Raw genomic sequence first — 18453 nt, 5'->3', positions numbered from 1 at the left:
GCGTACAAAAGGACGCCACCAGCGGGGTAACGCTGATCCATAATCGAATCAACGGCAATCCTCGGATTTGCTGAAGACGTACAGGTGCGAAAAACCGATATTTCCCACCACATTGCCACCGTTGGCAGCACCTCTACCCCTGTGTGCATACCAACCACTTACCCTCCCGCTCAAGTTCTTGTCAGCTTCCGGGGGTAAAATCCCGGTTATTGATGACACAGCGCGTTTTTGAGGAGAAGTTTTTTGGCTGACTACGCAATCGGCGATCTGCAAGGCTGCCTGGACCCATTTCTGGCCTTGCTCAAACAGATCCATTTCCAGCCCGGCAAAGACCGGGTGTGGTTGGTTGGCGACCTCATCAATCGTGGCCCACAATCCCTGGAAACGCTTCGCTACGTGAAATCGCTGGGCGAATCCGCCCATGCAGTGCTGGGGAACCACGATCTGTTTTTTCTGGCCGTTGCGGCGGGCGCCTCGACCCGGCTATCGGCAGGCGACACGATATCTCCCATCCTCGAAGCCCCGGATGCAGAGGAACTCATCGACTGGCTTCGCCACCGCCCCCTGATGTACGTCAACCACCACTTTGCGATGGTGCACGCTGGCCTGCTGCCTGCCTGGACGGTGGAGACAGCACACAAACTCGCCCGGGAAGTGGAACATGAACTCCAGTCGCCAGACTGGAAAGTATTTCTGCGCCATCTGTTCGGCAACAAGCCAGATAACTGGCACGATGGCCTCTGTGGCTGGGATCGTTATCGGGTGGTGATCAACGCCATGACTCGGATGCGCTTTATCACCGAAGATGGCCGTATCGACCTCAAATCCAAAGGCCCGCTGGAAAATGCCCCCGTCGGCCTGAAAGCCTGGTTTGCCGCCAAGAACCCCGCCTGGGCCAGCCACACCATCATCTGTGGGCATTGGTCGGCACTGGGCTTCCGCGACATGGGCCAGGTCATCTCGCTGGATTCCGGCTGCGTGTGGGGACAATGCCTGACAGCCGTCCGCCTGCAAGACCGCCAGGTTTATCGCACCGCCTGCCCGCAAATCGCCTCACTGGGCGAAGACTGACCGCGCAGGCTTATTTCAGATTTTTGGCGCTACGGTTAACCAACTTGTCGGCAACGAAGTTCACTGACACCCCTGCCTGCTCGTCACCCCAGGTGCAGGTCTTCACCAGCAGTTGCTCTGAGCATGCGGCGGGCTTGCCAAGCACCGCCTTGACTTCGTCATAGCTCATACCGAGCTTGAGCTTCTCATAATTTTCCATGCTCAGTTGGCTGCAAGCGCCAAGCCCCAGCAGAGTCAGCCCGAGCAGCGCGTGGAAGAGAGGACGTATCATGCTTGTTCACCTTGAGAGCAGCCATTTGTCATCAGCGGCAAAAGGGACGGCCATTACGCACAGCCGTAAAAACCCGCCCCTGTTGCCACTGTACAATCAATACCCCAGTGCCTTGCCCAGCACTTCTGACAAATCGCTGGAAAGCCCCGCCTGATGATAGACCCGCTCCAACTGCTCTCGGGCATGGGCCTGACGTGTGGCATCAAATTTCTTCCACCGATCAAAACAACGGGCAATGCGTGAAGCCACCTGCGGGTTGAGCGGGTCAAGTTGCAGCATGACGTTGGCGGCCAGCCTGTAGCCACTGCCATCCGCCGCATGGAAGTGCTTCGGATTGGCTCCGCAGAACGCTCGCACCAAGGAGTACACCTTGTTCGGATTGCGAATATCAAAGGCTTCGTGCCCCATCAGCGCGCTGACATCTGCCGTGGTATGTGGCAGGCGGGAGGTGGCCTGCACCTGCAGCCACTTATCCACCACCAGTGCCTCATGCTTCCACTTGGCATAGAAGCTATCCAGAATCACGTGGCGCGCAGGTACATCCAGATTGGCAATGGCAGAGAGTGCTGCCATGGTGTCGGTCATATTGCCAGCCTGCTCAAAATGGCTGGAAACCATTTCCTCGGCATCCTTGGCGTCCAACTCGGCCAAGTAACCCAAACACGCATTGCGCAGTGCCCGCTTGCCTGCCTGCTCGCCTTCTGGTGAATAGGCTTCGGCACAGGCTAGATTATGGTACGCCTCTTCCAAAGGCTGGCGCAGGGCACGAGCCAGATGCTGGCGAAGCGCGAGGCGGGCGGCATGAATGGCATCGGGGTCGATCACCTCCATCTGCTCACCCAGGTAGGTTTCCGAAGGCAATTGCAGCGCTTCTGCCACCAGTGCGGGGTCGCCCCCCGGCACAAAGGCCGAAGCCAGCAGATGACGGATGGCTTCCACATACCCGGCAGGTATCCATTCATCATTGGATGCTTTTTGGATGATTTCCACTCCACGCAGCAAAATCGAGCAGGCCAGACGTTGCCCCGCCTCCCAGCGGTTGACGGCATCTGCGTCAAACGCCATCAGGTGGGTGAGTTCCTGCTCACTGTAGGGGTAGTCCAGCACCACGGGTGCGGAAAAGCCTCGCAAGAGCGAGGGCACAGGCTGGCTTGCAATATCTTCAAACACAAATTCCTGACGCGCTTCACGCAATTGCAGTGTACGTTGCGTGCCCTGTGCAGCAGATTCACCGACCAGACGCAATGGCAGTTCCTGCCCCTGCTCATTGAGCAGCGAAACCACCAGGGGCAAGTGGTAAGGGCCACGCGCTTGGGGAAGGCCATCGTTTGCCATGCGATCTTCATACGCGGTGGCAGGGAACACCTGCTCCACACCAAGGGTATAACGTTTGCTGGCAGAATCGTAGCGGCTGGAGACAACGAGCTTCGGTGTACCCGCTTGGTTATACCAGCGCTTGAACTGGGTGAGATCCATGCCGGAGGCATCCTGCATGGCAGCCACGAAGTCCTCACAGGTCACCGCCTGCCCATCGTGGCGCTGGAAGTACAGATCCATACCACGGCGGAAAGCCTGAGCACCGATCAGGGTATGGATCATGCGGATGATTTCCGCGCCCTTCTCATACACCGTCGCGGTGTAGAAGTTGTTGATTTCGGCATAGCTAGCCGGGCGGATCGGGTGCGCCATGGGGCCAGCGTCCTCCGGGAACTGCGCTGCGCGAAGCCCGCGCACCTCCTGGATGCGGGTCACGCCTGCCGAGTGCACATCCATGCCGAACTGCTGATCACGGAAGACCGTCAGCCCTTCCTTGAGTGAGAGCTGGAACCAGTCACGGCAAGTCACACGGTTCCCGGTCCAGTTGTGGAAGTATTCGTGGGCGACCACGCGGTCGATGTTCTGGTAATCGGTATCTGTGGCGGTATCCGGGCGGGCCAACACGTACTTGGTGTTGAAAATGTTCAAACCCTTGTTTTCCATGGCGCCCATGTTGAAGTCGCCTACGGCCACGATCATGTAATGATCCAGATCCATTTCCAGACCGAAGACATCTTCGTCCCACTTCATGGATTTTTTGATCGCGGCCATCGCATGGGCACACTGATCCAGCTTGCCCGGCTCCACATACACGGCACAACGTACACGGCGCCCGGAACGCGTGATGTAGTGGTCCTCCAACATATCGAGCTTGGCCGCTACGCAGGCAAACAGGTAAGCAGGCTTGGCGAAGGGGTCTTCCCAGGTTGCCCAGTGGCGCCCGCCTTCTTCCTCACCCTGCGCAATCGGATTGCCATTGGCCAGCAGCACCGGAAATTGCGTCTTGTCTGCCCGCACGGTGCAGACGAACTTGGCCATCACATCGGGGCGATCCGGGTAGAAGGTGATGCGGCGGAAACCTTCCGCCTCGCACTGCGTAAAGTAACCATCGGCGGAACGGTACAGACCGGAGAGCTGGGTGTTCTTGTCCGGCTCGATGTGCACACAAGTTTCCAGCACGAAGGATTGCGGCACCGCAGCAATAGTCAGCCGCTCATCCGCATATGTATACGCATCGCTGGCCAGCACCGCGCCATCAATGGCGATACGCTCCAGCGTAAGCTCCTCCCCATTGAGGACCAGCGGAGCGGCGGCCGAACTGCCCGCTGCAGGGTTGCGTCGAACTTCCAGGCGGGCCGTGACTTGGGCAAAGCCCGCGTGGATGGAAATATCCAGGGCTACCTTGTCGATCAGGTAAGCGGGGGCCGTATAGTCTTTAAGGTAGATTGTTGAATGCTTTGCGTAAGTCATGGCAGATGCAGGCTGTGATTTGGATGAATCGTAATGCAAAATCGATGCCATCGCACTATCTTGACCGCGAACATTGCCGAAAACACCACCCAGGGCGATCGCAACTTGTTTGACTTGCATCAAAACCAAGGACACGCTTGCATGTCTAGACTCAGTTACCGAGTCAGCACACCATCTTCCATAACGATTTAAAAATAGCGTGGTATAACCCGTGAGAAAACTCAGCATTCGCCTCAAGCACCTCGCCCAGGAACATCAGGCGGTGATGCACTTTATTTCCGCTATGCGGCAAGTGAACCCGGAATCGGAAAGCGACCTGCCGGAAATCGCCAAACGCGTGCGCCATGTGTTTGCCACCGACCTTGATCCGCACTTCATCGAGGAGGAGCGCTATGCCCTGCCGCTGTTGCGGGAAGCCGGGCACGACGCGCTGGCCGATGAAGTGTTCTCGCAGCACGAAATCATGCGCGGCATGGACAAGGCACTGGACACGCCGACCACGGCCTTGCTGGTCGACTTTGTGCACATGCTTGAAAAGCACATCGAGCTTGAGGAAAACGAAGTGTGGGATGTGTTGGATGCGTTGCTGGAGCAGCAGAATAACGAAGCCGCCACACAAGACTGATCGACCGATCACGCTTCTTTGAGCGCGCAAAAAAGGCCATCCCGAGGGATGGCCTTTTGACTGTCTGAAACCTGGATTACTTCAGGCTCAGCAGCGTGGTGGTGTGGTGGGCGATCATCCACTCTTCGTTGGTGGGGATCACGGCCAGCGCAACCTTGCTGTCTGCGGTGTGAACACAGTGGGCCTTGCCGCGCACCTTGTTCAGTTCCGGGTCCAGCTTGGCGCCCATCCAGGCGAGGTAGTCGACCACAGCGTTACGCACGAACTGGGAGTTTTCACCGATGCCGCCAGTGAACACAACTGCATCCAGGCCGCCAGCAGCCATCGCCAGCGAACCGATTTCACGTGCAGCACGGTAGCAGAACAGCTTGAGGGCTTCCTTGGCTTCCGGTGCATCGGAGGATTCCAGAGTGCGCATGTCCTGGCTGATGCCAGACACGCCCAGCAGGCCAGATTCCTTGTACAGGAAGCGGGACACATCAGCTGCCGAATAGCCGTGACGTTCCATCAGGTACAGAACGATAGCCGGGTCGATGGTGCCGCAACGGGTGCCCATCATCATGCCTTCTGCAGCGGTGAAGCCCATGGTGGTGGCCACGCACTTCAGGTCGCGCAGAGCAGACATGGATGCACCGTTACCCATGTGGGCAACGACCACAGCGCCGTGGGCCTTTTCCTTACCCAGCACACCTTCCAACTGACGGGAGATGTAGTCGTAGGAAGAGCCGTGGAAACCCCAACGGATCACGCCTTCCTTGGTGAACTTGCGGGGAATCGGGTAGGTGACGGCTTCCCACGGTTGGGTGCGGTGGAAAGCGGTGTCGAAACAGGCCACTTGCGGCAGGCTGGGGTATTTCTTGGCCAGCGCGCGGATCGGGCGCAGGTTGTGCGGCTGGTGCAGCGGGCCCAACGGAATGAAGGTTTCCAGTTTGGCCAGCACTTCGGGGGTAATCGCCACCGGTGCCACATAGTCTTCACCGCCGTGCAGCACACGGTGGCCGACAGCGGCCAATTGGATGTTCTGGGCTTCAATCCAGTTGAGCAGTGCGTCCAGCGCCAGTTGCTGTTGTTCTTCCAGCGGGGTGCCTTCGGGCGACTTGATGATGGTATCGAGCAACACCTTGCCATCCACATCTTTGGCCACGAATTGGGTGTTGGCACCAATGCCGTCAATCTGACCACGGTAGATCGAAGGAGCGTCCTGCGTCAGGGGCAGTGCGAAAACGGCGAACTTAAGGCTGGAAGAGCCTGCATTAATGATCAAGAGGGACTTCATTTTTTCTCCAACTTATTGAGCCGCAGTCTGGCGGTGAGCGACAAGGCGCTTGATGATCACACGCACTGCACAACGGGTCAGCACAATGGGCCAACAGGCCCCGGAAACAACCCCGGACCACAAGAGTCCGACCAGGTATTGGTATTCGGTTCGTCTGGCATACGCCTTCCCATGCTGCACCAGACAATTGGCTCAATGCCCATCGGGCAGATGCCACACATTGCTTGTGTGCAGGGGTAAAACAGGCGGCGCGAGAAAATACGGCAGAATTCGTCGCAACTTGCTCAGGGCATCTGCCAAGCCGGGCGCATTGTGACCGATCCCGCTACGTTCTGCCAGCCTTGTTTGCGCAGTGCACGATGGCGCTGGCGTGGCAAAACTTTGGGCACAACCCGTAGTGGGCGGCACTGCAATATCCATGACCTTGCTTCTGATTAGAGCGTGATCGATATTAGCTATCATGGAAAACCCTTCCAGTGACACATATCAAACAAAATCCAGTTGTTGTGGCATCGCAACAAAAATGACCCTGTTTTTATGGTGTTAAGATCCTCCCTTGTGCGTTTTGTCTGGCCCGCGTAATGGCAGACCTACCCCGAAAGTTTTAATCATGCAAATTGCGATTCTTGCTGCTGGTCAGGGCAAGCGAATGAACTCCCAACTGCCCAAAGTGCTGCAACCCATTGCCGGGCAGCCTTTGCTGGCCCATGTGCTGAATGCCTCCCGGGCCCTGTCCCCCCGCAAGCTTTGCGTGGTGTATGGGCATGGCGGCGATCAGGTGCGTGCAACGCTCGCCGCCCCCGACATCCTGTGGGCCGAGCAGGCCCAACAACTGGGCACAGGCCACGCCACACAACAAGCCATGTCAGTGTTCGATGACACGGGCAGCGTGCTGATCCTGTTTGGCGATGTACCCCTGATCCAGACTTCCACGCTCCAGGCCTTGCTCGATACTGCCGGAGACAGCCATGTGGGCCTGCTCACGGTGGACTTGGCCAATCCCAAGGGCTATGGCCGCATCGTGCGCGACACGCAGGGCAGTGTGATCCGGATTGTAGAAGACAAGGACGCCAGCGCTGCCGAACGGGCCATAAGGGAAATCAACACCGGCATTTTGTGCGCGCCAGCCCGCCTACTGCGGAGTTGGCTGTCCCGCCTATCCAACAACAACGCCCAGGGCGAATACTATCTGCCCGATATTATTGCCATGGCTGTGGCCGACGGCATTGAAGTGCGGGCCCAGCAACCCGCGCAGGAATGGGAAACCCTGGGGGTCAACAACAAGGTTCAACTGGCCGAGCTGGAGCGCATCTACCAACGCAACCGGGCCAACACCCTGATGGAAGCTGGCGTCACCATCCTGGACCCGGCCCGCATCGACATCCGGGGTGAGCTGATCTGTGGGCGCGACGTGGAAATCGACGTGGGCTGTGTATTTGAAGGCCGTGTCGAACTGGCCGATGGCGTCAAGCTTGGCGCCTATTCGGTGCTCAAGAATGTCAAGGTCGGCCCCCTCACCCGGATCGCCCCATTCTGCCATTTCGAAGGCGCAGAGATCGGCCCTGAAGGCGTACTCGGCCCCTTCGCACGCCTGCGCCCGGGTACGGTATTGGCTCAAGACGTACACGTCGGGAATTTCGTCGAGATCAAAAACAGCCAGATCGCAGCCCATACCAAGGCCAACCATCTGTCCTACCTGGGGGATGCCACCGTGGGCAGCCGGGTCAATGTCGGTGCCGGGGTGATCACCTGCAATTACGATGGCGCCAACAAGCACCGCACCATCATTGAAGACAATGTGTTCATCGGTTCGGACAGCCAACTGGTCGCCCCCGTCAAGATCGGGCGTGGCGCAACGATTGGCGCAGGCACCACCTTGACGCGTGATGCCCCCGAAGATGCACTGACCTTGGGCCGCGCCCGGCAGATCAGCCTGTCTGGCTGGGTGCGCCCGACCAAGCCCAAAAAAGGCGACTGACCCTGGAGGCGTGCGCCTGTGGCGATGTCAGGCCAGGACCGACTTTCTTGGCCTGACAATCCATCACAGCACTTTCAAAAGGGAAGTGCTATCTTGCCATCATACAGATCGCAGACAGGCTCTCACCGTCAGGCTTCACGTAGTCGGCTCCCATCAGGATTTGGAGACACGTTTTCGCTTCCTGCCCCTCACCTGCCATGCTCAAGCCCTCCTCGCCCCTCTCTTCGCGGCTGCCAAACCACATTCTGCCCCGTGGCTTACGAGGCGCCGTTGTTTACGCGGTGGCCTTCGGCCTGCTGATCCCCGCCCTGATCACCTTTGCGCTGGAGCAGAATCTAAGCGCCCAAACCGCCAGACGTGAGTTGGAGCAAGACCTGCAACGCACCACCCAAACATTGGCCCTGGTGATGCAGTCGCAGCTATGGGAGTTGGCGCACGAAAACGCCCGAAGCATTGCGGATGCCATCTCCAACAACCCACGCTTTGATTCGGTCATCGTCTATGACTCACATTCCTCCATACCATTTGTAGAGATTCACCGCCCCAGCACGGGACAGAGCCAGAAACTCACAGCCGAATCCCCCATCCTGCGCGATGGCGAGGTGATTGGTCGCGTTTCCGTCACCATGAATCTATCCCCCTATCTGGCAGCCAGCCAGAAAGCACAGGAATGGATGATGGTGCGCAGCGCCTTGATGCTCGCGGTCGCCCTGGTCTTGATCTTCCTGGTCTTGCGCAGACGCCTGCTCACCCCCATCGCCACCCTGACCGAAGGTGCCAATCACATCGCCCAGGAGGATTTCAGCCATGCCATCCTGCCCGATCATCATGATGAGTTGGGGCAGGTTGCCACCGCCATGGAACACATGCGCCTGACCCTGCTAAAGACTTTTGCCGAATTACGCAACAAGAATGAGGAACTCACCGAACACGCCTCTTTGCTGGAAAGGCGCGTGGCAGAACGTACCGAAGCACTCACCCACGCCAACGCAGAACTGGTTGAGGCGATGGATACGCTCAAGACGACCCAATCGGGCCTGATCGAATCCGAAAAACTCGCCTCACTGGGGCGCCTGGTGGCAGGCGTGGCCCACGAGCTGAATACTCCGCTTGGCAACGCCATGACCGTTGTCTCCACGCTGGATGAGCATTTCTGCAACCTTGCCCAGACGCTGGAAAACAATTCCCTGCGCCGCTCCGATCTGCTCTCGGTCATTGAGGCGACCCGTGAAGGACAAGCCTTGCTGCAGCGAAACATCCAGCGCGCCGCCGACCTCATCCGTGATTTCAAACAGCTGGCCATCGACCAGACCACCGATATGCGGCGCCGTTTTGATCTGGCCAAGGTCATCCATGAAGTTCTGGTCACCATCCACCCTAGCTTCAAAGGCACCCCATTCAAGGTCAATACCGAACTGGCCATGGATGTGGTAATGGATAGTTTCCCCGGCCCACTTGGTCAAGTGCTGACCAATCTGGTGCTCAATTCGTTGATTCATGGCTTTGAGGGACGCGACAGTGGTTACGTCAACATCGAAAGCCGGAAACTTGAAAACAACCATGTCATGATCATCTGTGCCGACAACGGTCTGGGGATGAGTCCCGAAGTCAAAAACCGGATCTTTGAACCTTTTTTCACCACCAAGCTCGGCCAGGGCGGCTCAGGGCTGGGGCTGCACATTGTCCACAACATCGTGGCCGGGCTGCTGGGCGGCAAGATTGAGGTTTTCAGCGCGCCTGGGGAAGGCACACGCTTTGAAATCACCCTGCCCTGTACGGCGCCCAAAATGGTCAAAGATCAGAGCGCAGCAAAGCCCTGAACGCCCACAACCAACTGCCCACCCTAAACCACAGGCGCATAAAAAAATCCCCTGGCAACTCCATGCCAGGGGATTTTTTAGAACTTTGCTGCATCCTTCTTACGCAGACATGCTCAGGTTCCCGCTATGCGGAATGCTGCTTATTTCTTGGCTTTTTCCACGCGGGCCAGGGCCTCTTCCAGCTTCGCCAGAGGCAGATAGCCGCCACCTGCACGGTTACCATCGGCAAGATAGATGGTCGGTGTGCCGTGGATATTGTAGCGGGAGGCCAAGTCCATGTTTTTGGCAATCGGGTCTTCACACTTGGCTGATGCAGGCGGTTCCTTGCCGTCGACCATCCAGTCGTTCCAGGCCTTGGCCTTGTCTGCCGAACACCAGATGTTACGAGCCTTGGTCTCGGAATCCGGTGCCAGGATGGCAATCATGAAAGTATAGATGGTGGCGTCCTTCAGGTCCTTCATGTCTTTTGCCAGCTTCTTGCAATAGCCGCAGTTGGCATCTTCAAAAGTCACCAGGGTCCGCTTGCCGTTGCCACGCACCTGCTTGATGGCTTGGTTCAGGGGCAATTCCGAGATGTTGATCTTGGAGCGGTCGTTCTCACGCCGGGCGGTTACGTCCTCTTTCTTGGCAATGTCAATCAGGTTGCCACTGAAGAAGAACTTGCCCGAAGCATCGACATACAAAATCTGCCCATTTTTGAGCAGCACTTCGTAGAAGTTGCCATAAGGAAGCTTGTTCAGCTCCTGGATTGCCCCGGGCATGGACATGATCGAATCCACACCTTTGCGGACTTCGGCTTCCCCTGCCTGGGCAGTCAGAGCACACAGCGACAAACACAGGGCAAGGCCCGCAGTAATCAAACGATTCAAGGCAAATCTCCAGTCAGGGCGGGCAGCGCCGCCAGTTTAGAATAATCCCGCAGCATAGCGTGTTGCCATACTGCGCAGCAAAGACATATTACCGAGCATATTCATGCCCATGTTGCGCAAAGCGGCAAGCGGCGCCAAACGGGGCCTGAACAACTCATGCAAAGCGTGAGTCAGCCCCTGTACAAGCAGGGTTTCCTCAGCCCTGGCCCGCGCATGGCGTTGCAGGATGACCAGCTCACCAATGTCGCACATCGTCGGCAGGTTCAACAACAATTCGCTGAGCGCCTGCGCATCCTGGAACCCCAGGTTGATACCATGCCCCGACAAAGGATGCACCCCATGGGCCGCATCCCCGATCAAAGCGACACGCGGCGCCACCACCTGCGGCACTTTCAGGAGCCGCAAGGGGAAGCCCTGCGCGGGGGTGATGACTTCCAAGTCCCCCAACACACGTTCCCCGGCTTGCGCCACCTGCTCGGCCAAGGCTTCAGCCGGTAGCGCCAGAAGCGACTGGGCATGCGGCTCTGGCGTTGACCACACAATCGAGATTTGGTTCTCCGGTAACGGCAGATAAGCCAGGATGCCATCTTCACGGAACCATTGATAGGCGGTACCACGGTGCGGCTTTGCAGCCTTGAAGTTGGCGACCACGCCCAACTCGCCATAGGGGCGGAAATCCGCCGCCAAGCCTGCCACAGCACGTAACCAGGATTGTGCCCCGTCAGCCCCAACCACCAACGCTGCACGAATGCTGCGCCCGTCTTCCAGCGTTACTGTCGCGGCATCGGCCTCGCATTTGAAGGAGACGGGGGTTGCGGGGCAAAAGAGCTGGATATTCGGCTGGCGCCTGGCGGTCTCCCATAGTTCATGCGCCATCTGGCAGCTCTCCACGATGCTGGCCAGCGAATCCAGGCCGCATTCGTAGGCAGAGAACTGTAGCCGCCCGCCCGCGTCCCCGCGCACATCCATGCGGGACACAGCCTGGATGCGTTGTGCGTCCAGGTGCGGCCAAGCCCCACAGCGCTCCAGAAACGTCACATTGGCCGGGCTGATGGCATAGATACGCGCATCCCACCCCGCCACCGGGGCAGGTGCCTGTCGCTCCACTAGCCCCACCCGGTAATGGCTGCCGCGCAAGGCACAGGCCAGACTTGCACCCGCAAGCCCGGCGCCCACAATCAAGATATCCAGATCAATATTTTGCGTCATGATGAGCATTCTGCCGGGGCGCTGCACCGGCAAGAGACAAAGCGCATTGCGCCACAGGCTCGACTATCGCATCACCACGGCAGGATGACCAGTGCCATCGCTCGGTTCAGGCGCCCATCATTGTTTGAGGGCCACCACAGCCTGCGCAATATCTTCCGCCACCGCAGCCAGATTCTGGTTGTGGGCCGCCACCAGCGCAGCCAATGAAACATTTGCAGGCACGGACTGATAGTTCTTGCGTCCAGACGCCAGGGGCTTGCCCTGACGGTCACGCACACTCCAACTGATTTCATCCATCGCCCCGACACCGGGTTGCGAATCAAAGCGGGCGACATCCAGATGGACGCTCAAGGCGGCGTCCGCCACCAGATTCTGCGGCCATGCTGCCACCTGCTCGGCCCCCAGCAGATGTGAAAGATTCAAGGCCACAGCATGGCCAATCTCTTCCCGCAAAGGGGCTACCCATTGCTCCAGCTCGGCAATCTTCACCTCGCCCACACCCAGCACCAGTTGCCTGCGATCCACACGCGGCGGAATGCCCACCTGGGCCACCACCACGCTGATCTCACTGTGCGCGTCGGCACGTGCAGGCGTCACCCCGTCAAGCGAGTAGAAACGGACCGGCGTCGAACTACACCCGGCCAAGCCGAAACAAACCGCCGCCAATAGTGCCCACCATGCTTTTGATCCGCTCACGCTCACTTCTCCTCGGTTTTGCCACGCAGCAGCGCTTCGGGATGGCGTTGCAGATAATCGGTCAGTTCCCGTACCGACTGCGCCGCGCGGGACACCTCTCGCAAGCTGCCCTGCAATTCCTGCTGCATGGGAGACTGGTTGGCCATGGTCTGCTCGGTGGTGTTCAGCGTCTGGCGCGCGCTGGCAAGGGTGGCCTTGATCTCGGGCGCCACCTCACCATCGAGCTTGGCAATCAGGGCGTCCGCATCCTTGAGCGCCTTGTCCAGCGATTGCAGGGATTGGTGCAGATCGGCACTGATCTGCTCGAAGGGTATCCGATCCAGCTTGCCTGCAATGCTGGCGAGCGTGGCCTGCAATTCATGCAGATCGCCATTGGTGGTAGGCAACACAGGGGGGACACGTGCCCAATCCACCGCCTGCCGAGCGGCCTTGGGGAAGAAATCCAGCGCCACGTAAAGCTGACCGGTCAACAGGTTGCCGGTACGCAACTGGGCGCGCAGCCCCGCAGCGATGAAATCATCCAGCAGTTTGCGGCGCCCGGCAGGGGTATCCCCCACCTTCTGCTCGATGTTCAGCGAGCGCATCCGATCCGGATAGATGCGGATGCGCACCGGTACCGTCAGACTGCGCTTGTCGCGTTCATAACTCATCCCCAGGCTGACCACTTCGCCGATCGCTATCCCCCGGAAATCCACCTCGGCACCGGGCTTGAGCCCACGCACAGTTTCGTTGAAGACCATGTCATATTCATCAAACACACTGTCGTCTGGCCGAAAGGCGTCTTCCCTGGATTCTGCCAACACAAAGCTGGTTTCTGCCGCCGCAGGCTCCTTGCCAATCGTGTCGTCCTGGGTAGAAAAGGCGATCCCCCCCAACACCACCGAAGCCAAGGATTGTGTGCGCAACCTCACCCCTGTTGCGTCCATCGACACGTCCAAGCCACTGGCATGCCAGAAATGAGTCTCCCTGGTCACGTATTTATCATACGGCGCATGGATAAAAACTTTGGCGGTAATCCCGGAGCCATCCCGATCCAGTTCATACGCCACCAGTTCCCCGACTTCGATGCGACGAAAGTACACTGGCGTGCCATAACTCAGGGAACCTAGATCACTGGCCTTGAGCCGGAACAGGCGCCCGGCCTGATGGGCGGTGACCATCGGGGGGGCTTCCAGGCCGACAAAATCTTGCCGATGCTGCGCACTGTCCCCGACATCCATGCCGATATAGGCCCCGGAGAGCACCGTATCCAGCCCACTGATCCCGCCGTTGGCAATGCGCGGGCGCACCACCCAGAAGCGGGTGTCTTCGAGCATGAGGTCCGCCACGCTGGGCGACATCTCGGCCTTGACGATGACGTGGCTGCGATCCGCTGCCAGGGTCACGCTTTTGACCATCCCGATATCCAGTTCCTTGTATTTGAGCTTGGTCTTGCCTGCCTCCAACCCCGCCGCCGATTCAAAACTGATGGTGATGGTGGGCCCTTGGTCACGAATTGCCTTGATCGCTAGCCAGCCGCCCACCAGCAAGGCAATCAGCGGCACCAGCCAGACGACGGGCAGGCGCTGCAAAAGGCTGGGGCGCTGCGAAATCGCGTGGGGGAAATCCTGCACGGGGGGTTCAGTCTGATCAACCATTGCTGCCTTCCGTCTTTTTTATGGGCTCACGCCAAATCAGATGCGGATCAAATGCTGACGCGGCCAACATGGTCAACACCACCACGGCACCAAATGCAATCGCCGCTGGCCCTGCCCGCACGGAGGCCAGGGGGCCAAAATCGACCAACGCGCTCAATAGGGCAATCACGAAGAGGTCTAGCATCGACCACTTGCCTACAAACTCCACCAGCGCAAAGAGCCTGCTCTGCTGTATGCGGGGAATCTGCCAACGCCATTTTACACAGGCTAACAACAAACCCAGGCAGAGGATTTTGAGCAAGGGGACTACAACGCTGGCCACAAACACGATCACGGCCAGATCGGGCGAACCGTTCTGCCAAAGGTAGACCACGCCACTGATGATGGTGTCCTCCTGCACATCGAATGCCGAGGTCGTCTCCATCATGGTGAGCAGATTGGCCGGGAAATACAGCAGCAGACTTGCCAGCAACAAGGCCAGACAGCGGCTCAAGCTCTGCGGCCTGCCTGCATGGAGCATCGTATTGCAACGCGGGCAGGCACAGTGTTCCCCATGGGCCGTACAGATCAGGCCGCATGTGCTGCAAACCAGGAGGGGCTGATCCGGCTGTGCTGCACTCTGGGAGGAGGACAACTGATCGCGCATCCGCCCGAAGCGCAGGATGTCATGCATCTGCCAGATACGGCGATGCTCAAACTCGACGCTCAAACCTGTTAGCAACAGCATCAGGGCGGCACAGAGCCCGGTGCCCACATCCGCATGCACCTCACCCACCTTGCCGAGCTTGACCAGGGACACCACCACGCCAAGCATGAAAACCTCGACCATGGCCCAGGATTGCAAAAACTGCATCCCCCGCATCACCCTGGCAAACCCGGGTGGCACGCGCCCCATACGCATGGGCAGCAATATATAGAGCATAGAGGCGATCACGGCCGCAGGCGCCACCAAGGCCGCCCAGCCCGTCAGCAAGGCCAGGGCAGACATGTTCTGGCGGTACAGAGCCATCATCGCCCCCGGCAAGGCCGTGCGGGCCTGCATCCCCTGCAGATCCAGATGCATCAAGGGGAAGGTGCACACGCACAGAAAAAGGATGGCCGCCGCCAAGGCCAAGGCCAAGGCCCGATCAAGCGAATGCACATGCGCCCCATGCAGACGCGAGCCACAGCGCGTGCAGCGGGCAAATTGCCCGTGGGGCAGCGCGGCCACAGGCCGATGAATCAGGTTGCAATGATCACAGGCAACCAGAGGCATGAGGGGCGCAGTCATGCCCGACTCAAGCCTCGTTCCCCACAGGCGGGCGGTCACAGCCTTGCATTTGTATCATTCAAGTCTCTCCAAAGTGGTTATTCCAGTCACGGTGCTTGGTATGCGCCCGCTAGAATACTTGTTCTAGCATATCAAATCCTGCCCGCGCAAAGACCCACTCACGCACCCAGACAGCCGCAGGCTTAAGCTTGATTACTATGCGCGCGCCCTGCTCACCCCCGGCACAGATATGCCGTTATATACCGAATAGGCAGATCGGCATTGGCTTGGCGCCGTGCTGGCACCTATGCAAACAACGTGCCGAAGAAAACCCATCGAACATCACACCTTAAGGCCAAGTGGTCATGCCACCGGCAAACCACCGTCAACTCCATGACGTATGATGGCGTTAACACAGCATGAGTCGCCGCACCATAGAAACTATGCCGGGTGTTGGCAGACTCCTAGAACCTGTTCTGTAATCAATGGCAGGTCAAAACAAACATAGCTTGAATCAGGGATCTCTGGCAAAGGGCCATAAGGATTCAGGTGGGGAACATCATGAAAAAGCTTGTATGGGCTGCTGCACTGCTTGCCAGTGGCTGCGTCGTGGAAACCACCCGCACGGTGTATTACGACGACCCGCAGAATTCCGATTATCAGTACTCGACTTCAAGCGGCTACCAATACGTGGAGCCTGCCCCAGCGGTCAGCGTATACGTCGACCCACCCCTCTACCAACCCGATCCCATCGCAGTGGCCTGGGCGCCACCACCATTGCTGGTGGAGGCTCCGCCCCCCTGCCCCTATGACGACGGGGTCTGGATCGGTGGCTATTGGGTCTGGGAGGGCGACTGGGTCTGGGCACATGGCCGCTGGTCTCGTCCGCCCCGGCGCGGCTACGTCTGGCATCAGCCTTATTACGAACACCGTCGTGACACGGTGATCTTCATTGATGGGCACTGGTCTGACCCGCATACCCGGTTCCGCCCGCCGCCTGAAGACATGCGCATCCCGGTGGCTCCGCCCGCTAGAGGAGTACGGCCCGGCCCACGCCCCATCGGCCCCTCAGGCGTCTTCATCCCGCCGCCTCCCGGCTCGCGTGAGGGCCTGATCATTCCTGCGCCGATTGGCACTCCACCGGCCACCATCATCAGCGCGCCGCCCGTGCTGCGCCAAGGCATGCGCGTCCACAACGATGATCGTGATCCCAACAATTACCGCATCACGGCCCCTGCGGATGTCACCTCGGCCCGCCGCCCTTACAACGGCAGCGCACCCGCCCAGGCTGACCGTGCCGCCAGCCAGCCCCCTGTGATCCGCAACCTTGCGCCAGAGGTTCGGTCCGGCCGCCCCATGTCCAGTTATGACGCGAACCGCCCGCCTATAAATCTGCCGCCGGCGCAGCCGGTCCGCACCGAGCAGCCGCCCGCATCCCCCCGCACGCCGCGCCAGGATCGTCAGGATCTCCAGCCCGGCTGGCAACAAGGAGGGAACCGGCAACAGCAGGATAACCACCAGACTGTGCCACAACCCATCCAGCAAGGCTCACCCGAACAAGACCGGCGGGTCACCCCCATACCGATGCTGCACAACGAGCCCAGCCCGATACGCCCGCAGCCGTTGCAACCCGACTCTCGCCGTACTGACACGCCGATGCCTATGCTGCACAACGAGCCCACTCCGGTACGCCAGCCAGACATACGTCCAATCAATACGCCACCTCAAACCACCCAGCCTGCACAGCCGCCGCGTACCATCAACATACCAACCCCTGTACCACGGCCAGAGATGGAGCGTCGCCAGGAGGCCCCCAGCCCGCCACGCCCGGTGCAGATTGAAGCACCGCGTCGGCCTGACCCGGTGCCACAACCCATCGTCGCACCACGCCCACAACCTGCGGCAGCCCCGGATAAGAAACCCGACCCAAACACTGCGCCTCAAACTCAAAACCAGCGTGATGACGATAAGCGCCGAAACAACCTGCGCCAGCAACCCTAAGCGATACGCAGCAGGCGTGCTGAACAGCCTGCTGCTCGCCTGCGGGCTTGCCATGCCTTCTGCGCAGGCGGTGCAGATTGTCGTGGATACAGGCCATACTCCGCTGACTCAGGGCGCAATCAGCGCTCATGGGCAGCCCGAGTATGGGTACAACCTCAAGTTGAGCAATGCAGTGGCGCAAACGCTGCAGCAGCATGGCTTTGAGGTGGCACAGGTCGCGGCGGATGGCGAGGAAATCGCCTTGCAGGAGCGAGCAGTGCGTTTCCCCAAGGCACAGCTTTTCGTCTCCCTGCATCACGACTCTATCCACCAGGAATGGATTGACGCGGGCAGGCGCGGGGAATTCTCGGGGTTTTCCGTGTTCGTCTCAAGCAAGAATCCCGACTACACCCAAAGTCTGGTCTGCGCCAAGGCAATCGGCGCTGGCCTGCTTGAAGCGGGGGAACATCCCTCGCTTTATCACGCAGATATTCGCCCCCTGCTTGATGAGCGTCTGGGCGTGCATCAGTTTGACGATCTGGTCGTCCTGAAAACCGCCCCGATCCCGGCCGTACTGGTGGAAGCGGGCGTTATTGCGAATCCGGACGAAGCCGTTCGGCTGGCCGACCCCGCAATTGTCGATAAACTGGCAAAAGCCATCGCCCAAGGCATCCGCAACTGCCAGCAGCCGTGAAGAGAGCAGCATGAAAAACAAAAAGCCCAACCAGACTGGTTGGGCTTTTTGTTTGAAACCGTGGTGGTGATGGGCAGAATTGAACTGCCGACCTATGGGTTATGAATCCATCGCTCTAACCAACTGAGCTACATCACCACAAGAGGGCAGGATTCTAACCACAGCTTCTGCCAAGGTCAATCACCTTGTACAAGTTTATTGGATACCCATTTTCAAAACACCGTTAATTCAATTACTTGGATCACTCAAGCCATGAGATGGGAATTGACTTTAGCGCCCGCATGGCTGACC

The 18453-nt window shown here is 58.9% G+C and carries 15 protein-coding genes and 1 tRNA gene; 6 read left to right on the top strand and 10 right to left on the bottom strand.

Annotation, left to right across the window (positions count from 1 at the left end; all coding sequences use genetic code 11):
- Positions 1 to 243: 243 nt before the first annotated feature.
- The gene (locus B145_RS0103790) at positions 244 to 1071 is read left to right on the top strand and encodes a symmetrical bis(5'-nucleosyl)-tetraphosphatase (RefSeq protein ID WP_018605280.1); all 828 of its coding nucleotides are present in this window, start codon (positions 244 to 246) and stop codon (positions 1069 to 1071) included.
- Between the two features lie 10 nt (positions 1072 to 1081).
- On the opposite strand, the gene B145_RS0103785 is transcribed toward B145_RS0103790, so the two are convergent.
- Both B145_RS0103785 and pepN read right to left on the bottom strand, forming a co-directional pair.
- Positions 1082 to 1342 carry a hypothetical protein gene (locus tag B145_RS0103785; protein WP_018605278.1) on the bottom strand — a complete coding sequence of 87 codons (261 nt, stop codon included), beginning with the start codon at positions 1340 to 1342 and terminating at the stop codon, positions 1082 to 1084.
- Between the two features lie 96 nt (positions 1343 to 1438).
- A complete protein-coding gene (gene pepN, locus B145_RS0103780; RefSeq protein ID WP_026258802.1) occupies positions 1439 to 4129 on the bottom strand; it encodes an aminopeptidase N in 2691 nt (896 codons plus the stop codon).
- A 211-nt stretch (positions 4130 to 4340) separates the two neighbouring features.
- Between pepN and B145_RS0103775 the strand changes: the two genes are divergently transcribed.
- Positions 4341 to 4754 carry a hemerythrin domain-containing protein gene (locus B145_RS0103775; RefSeq protein ID WP_157288259.1) on the top strand — a complete coding sequence of 138 codons (414 nt, stop codon included), beginning with the start codon at positions 4341 to 4343 and terminating at the stop codon, positions 4752 to 4754.
- Between the two features lie 76 nt (positions 4755 to 4830).
- On the opposite strand, the gene B145_RS0103770 is transcribed toward B145_RS0103775, so the two are convergent.
- Together B145_RS0103770 and B145_RS28510 are read right to left on the bottom strand one after the other, a co-directional pair.
- Positions 4831 to 6030: an acetate/propionate family kinase gene (locus B145_RS0103770; protein ID WP_018605273.1), complete on the bottom strand. Its 1200-nt coding sequence runs from the start codon at positions 6028 to 6030 to the stop codon at positions 4831 to 4833.
- Positions 6031 to 6222: 192 nt separating this feature from the next.
- Positions 6223 to 6450: a hypothetical protein gene (locus B145_RS28510; RefSeq protein WP_157288258.1), complete on the bottom strand. Its 228-nt coding sequence runs from the start codon at positions 6448 to 6450 to the stop codon at positions 6223 to 6225.
- A gap of 190 nt (positions 6451 to 6640) precedes the next feature.
- On the opposite strand from B145_RS28510, the gene glmU reads away from it, so the two are divergent.
- Both glmU and B145_RS27195 read left to right on the top strand, forming a co-directional pair.
- Positions 6641 to 8008, top strand: a complete 1368-nt coding sequence (gene glmU / locus B145_RS0103765) for a bifunctional UDP-N-acetylglucosamine diphosphorylase/glucosamine-1-phosphate N-acetyltransferase GlmU (RefSeq protein ID WP_018605272.1) — start codon at positions 6641 to 6643, stop codon at positions 8006 to 8008.
- A 197-nt stretch (positions 8009 to 8205) separates the two neighbouring features.
- Positions 8206 to 9828, top strand: a complete 1623-nt coding sequence (locus tag B145_RS27195) for an ATP-binding protein (RefSeq protein ID WP_018605270.1) — start codon at positions 8206 to 8208, stop codon at positions 9826 to 9828.
- Positions 9829 to 9968: 140 nt separating this feature from the next.
- On the opposite strand, the gene B145_RS0103750 is transcribed toward B145_RS27195, so the two are convergent.
- The 5 genes from B145_RS0103750 to B145_RS0103730 form a co-directional block, all read right to left on the bottom strand.
- Complete coding sequence (locus B145_RS0103750) at positions 9969 to 10697, bottom strand: DsbC family protein (RefSeq protein WP_018605269.1); 729 nt, start codon at positions 10695 to 10697, stop codon at positions 9969 to 9971.
- A 36-nt stretch (positions 10698 to 10733) separates the two neighbouring features.
- Positions 10734 to 11915, bottom strand: a complete 1182-nt coding sequence (locus B145_RS0103745; RefSeq protein WP_018605268.1) for a UbiH/UbiF family hydroxylase — start codon at positions 11913 to 11915, stop codon at positions 10734 to 10736.
- 108 nt (positions 11916 to 12023) lie between these two features.
- Entirely contained in the window at positions 12024 to 12602 is a 579-nt protein-coding gene (locus tag B145_RS0103740; RefSeq protein ID WP_051082534.1) for a PqiC family protein, read from the bottom strand.
- A gap of 2 nt (positions 12603 to 12604) precedes the next feature.
- The gene (locus B145_RS0103735) at positions 12605 to 14239 is read right to left on the bottom strand and encodes a PqiB family protein (protein ID WP_018605266.1); all 1635 of its coding nucleotides are present in this window, start codon (positions 14237 to 14239) and stop codon (positions 12605 to 12607) included.
- Positions 14232 to 15509, bottom strand: a complete 1278-nt coding sequence (locus B145_RS0103730) for a paraquat-inducible protein A (RefSeq protein WP_018605265.1) — start codon at positions 15507 to 15509, stop codon at positions 14232 to 14234. The genes B145_RS0103735 and B145_RS0103730 overlap by 8 nt, the downstream gene beginning before the upstream one ends.
- A 540-nt stretch (positions 15510 to 16049) precedes the next feature.
- Between B145_RS0103730 and B145_RS0103725 the strand changes: the two genes are divergently transcribed.
- The gene (locus tag B145_RS0103725) at positions 16050 to 17489 is read left to right on the top strand and encodes a hypothetical protein (RefSeq protein ID WP_020585201.1); all 1440 of its coding nucleotides are present in this window, start codon (positions 16050 to 16052) and stop codon (positions 17487 to 17489) included.
- A gap of 16 nt (positions 17490 to 17505) precedes the next feature.
- The gene (locus B145_RS0103720) at positions 17506 to 18162 is read left to right on the top strand and encodes an N-acetylmuramoyl-L-alanine amidase family protein (RefSeq protein ID WP_018605264.1); all 657 of its coding nucleotides are present in this window, start codon (positions 17506 to 17508) and stop codon (positions 18160 to 18162) included.
- A gap of 61 nt (positions 18163 to 18223) precedes the next feature.
- Here the strand turns inward: B145_RS0103720 and B145_RS0103715 are convergent.
- A tRNA-Met gene (locus B145_RS0103715) sits at positions 18224 to 18300 on the bottom strand.
- Between the last annotated feature and the right edge of the window lie 153 nt (positions 18301 to 18453).

Origin of the sequence: Uliginosibacterium gangwonense DSM 18521, from assembly GCF_000373965.1 — a bacterium.
Lineage (GTDB): Bacteria > Pseudomonadota > Gammaproteobacteria > Burkholderiales > Rhodocyclaceae > Uliginosibacterium > Uliginosibacterium gangwonense.
This window is presented reverse-complemented; position numbering and strand designations above follow the sequence as displayed.

Excerpts from the sequence above, each read along its gene's own strand:
- B145_RS0103770 (WP_018605273.1), bottom strand. The coding sequence starts at position 6,030 with ATGAAGTCCCTCTTGATCATTAATGCAGGCTCTTCCAGCCTTAAGTTC.
- B145_RS0103725 (WP_020585201.1), top strand. The coding sequence starts at position 16,050 with ATGAAAAAGCTTGTATGGGCTGCTGCACTGCTTGCCAGTGGCTGCGTC.
- B145_RS27195 (WP_018605270.1), top strand. The coding sequence starts at position 8,206 with ATGCTCAAGCCCTCCTCGCCCCTCTCTTCGCGGCTGCCAAACCACATT.
- pepN (WP_026258802.1), bottom strand. The coding sequence starts at position 4,129 with ATGACTTACGCAAAGCATTCAACAATCTACCTTAAAGACTATACGGCC.
- B145_RS0103730 (WP_018605265.1), bottom strand. The coding sequence starts at position 15,509 with ATGACTGCGCCCCTCATGCCTCTGGTTGCCTGTGATCATTGCAACCTG.
- glmU (WP_018605272.1), top strand. The coding sequence starts at position 6,641 with ATGCAAATTGCGATTCTTGCTGCTGGTCAGGGCAAGCGAATGAACTCC.
- B145_RS0103735 (WP_018605266.1), bottom strand. The coding sequence starts at position 14,239 with ATGGTTGATCAGACTGAACCCCCCGTGCAGGATTTCCCCCACGCGATT.
- B145_RS0103745 (WP_018605268.1), bottom strand. The coding sequence starts at position 11,915 with ATGCTCATCATGACGCAAAATATTGATCTGGATATCTTGATTGTGGGC.
- B145_RS0103785 (WP_018605278.1), bottom strand. The coding sequence starts at position 1,342 with ATGATACGTCCTCTCTTCCACGCGCTGCTCGGGCTGACTCTGCTGGGG.
- B145_RS28510 (WP_157288258.1), bottom strand. The coding sequence starts at position 6,450 with ATGGATATTGCAGTGCCGCCCACTACGGGTTGTGCCCAAAGTTTTGCC.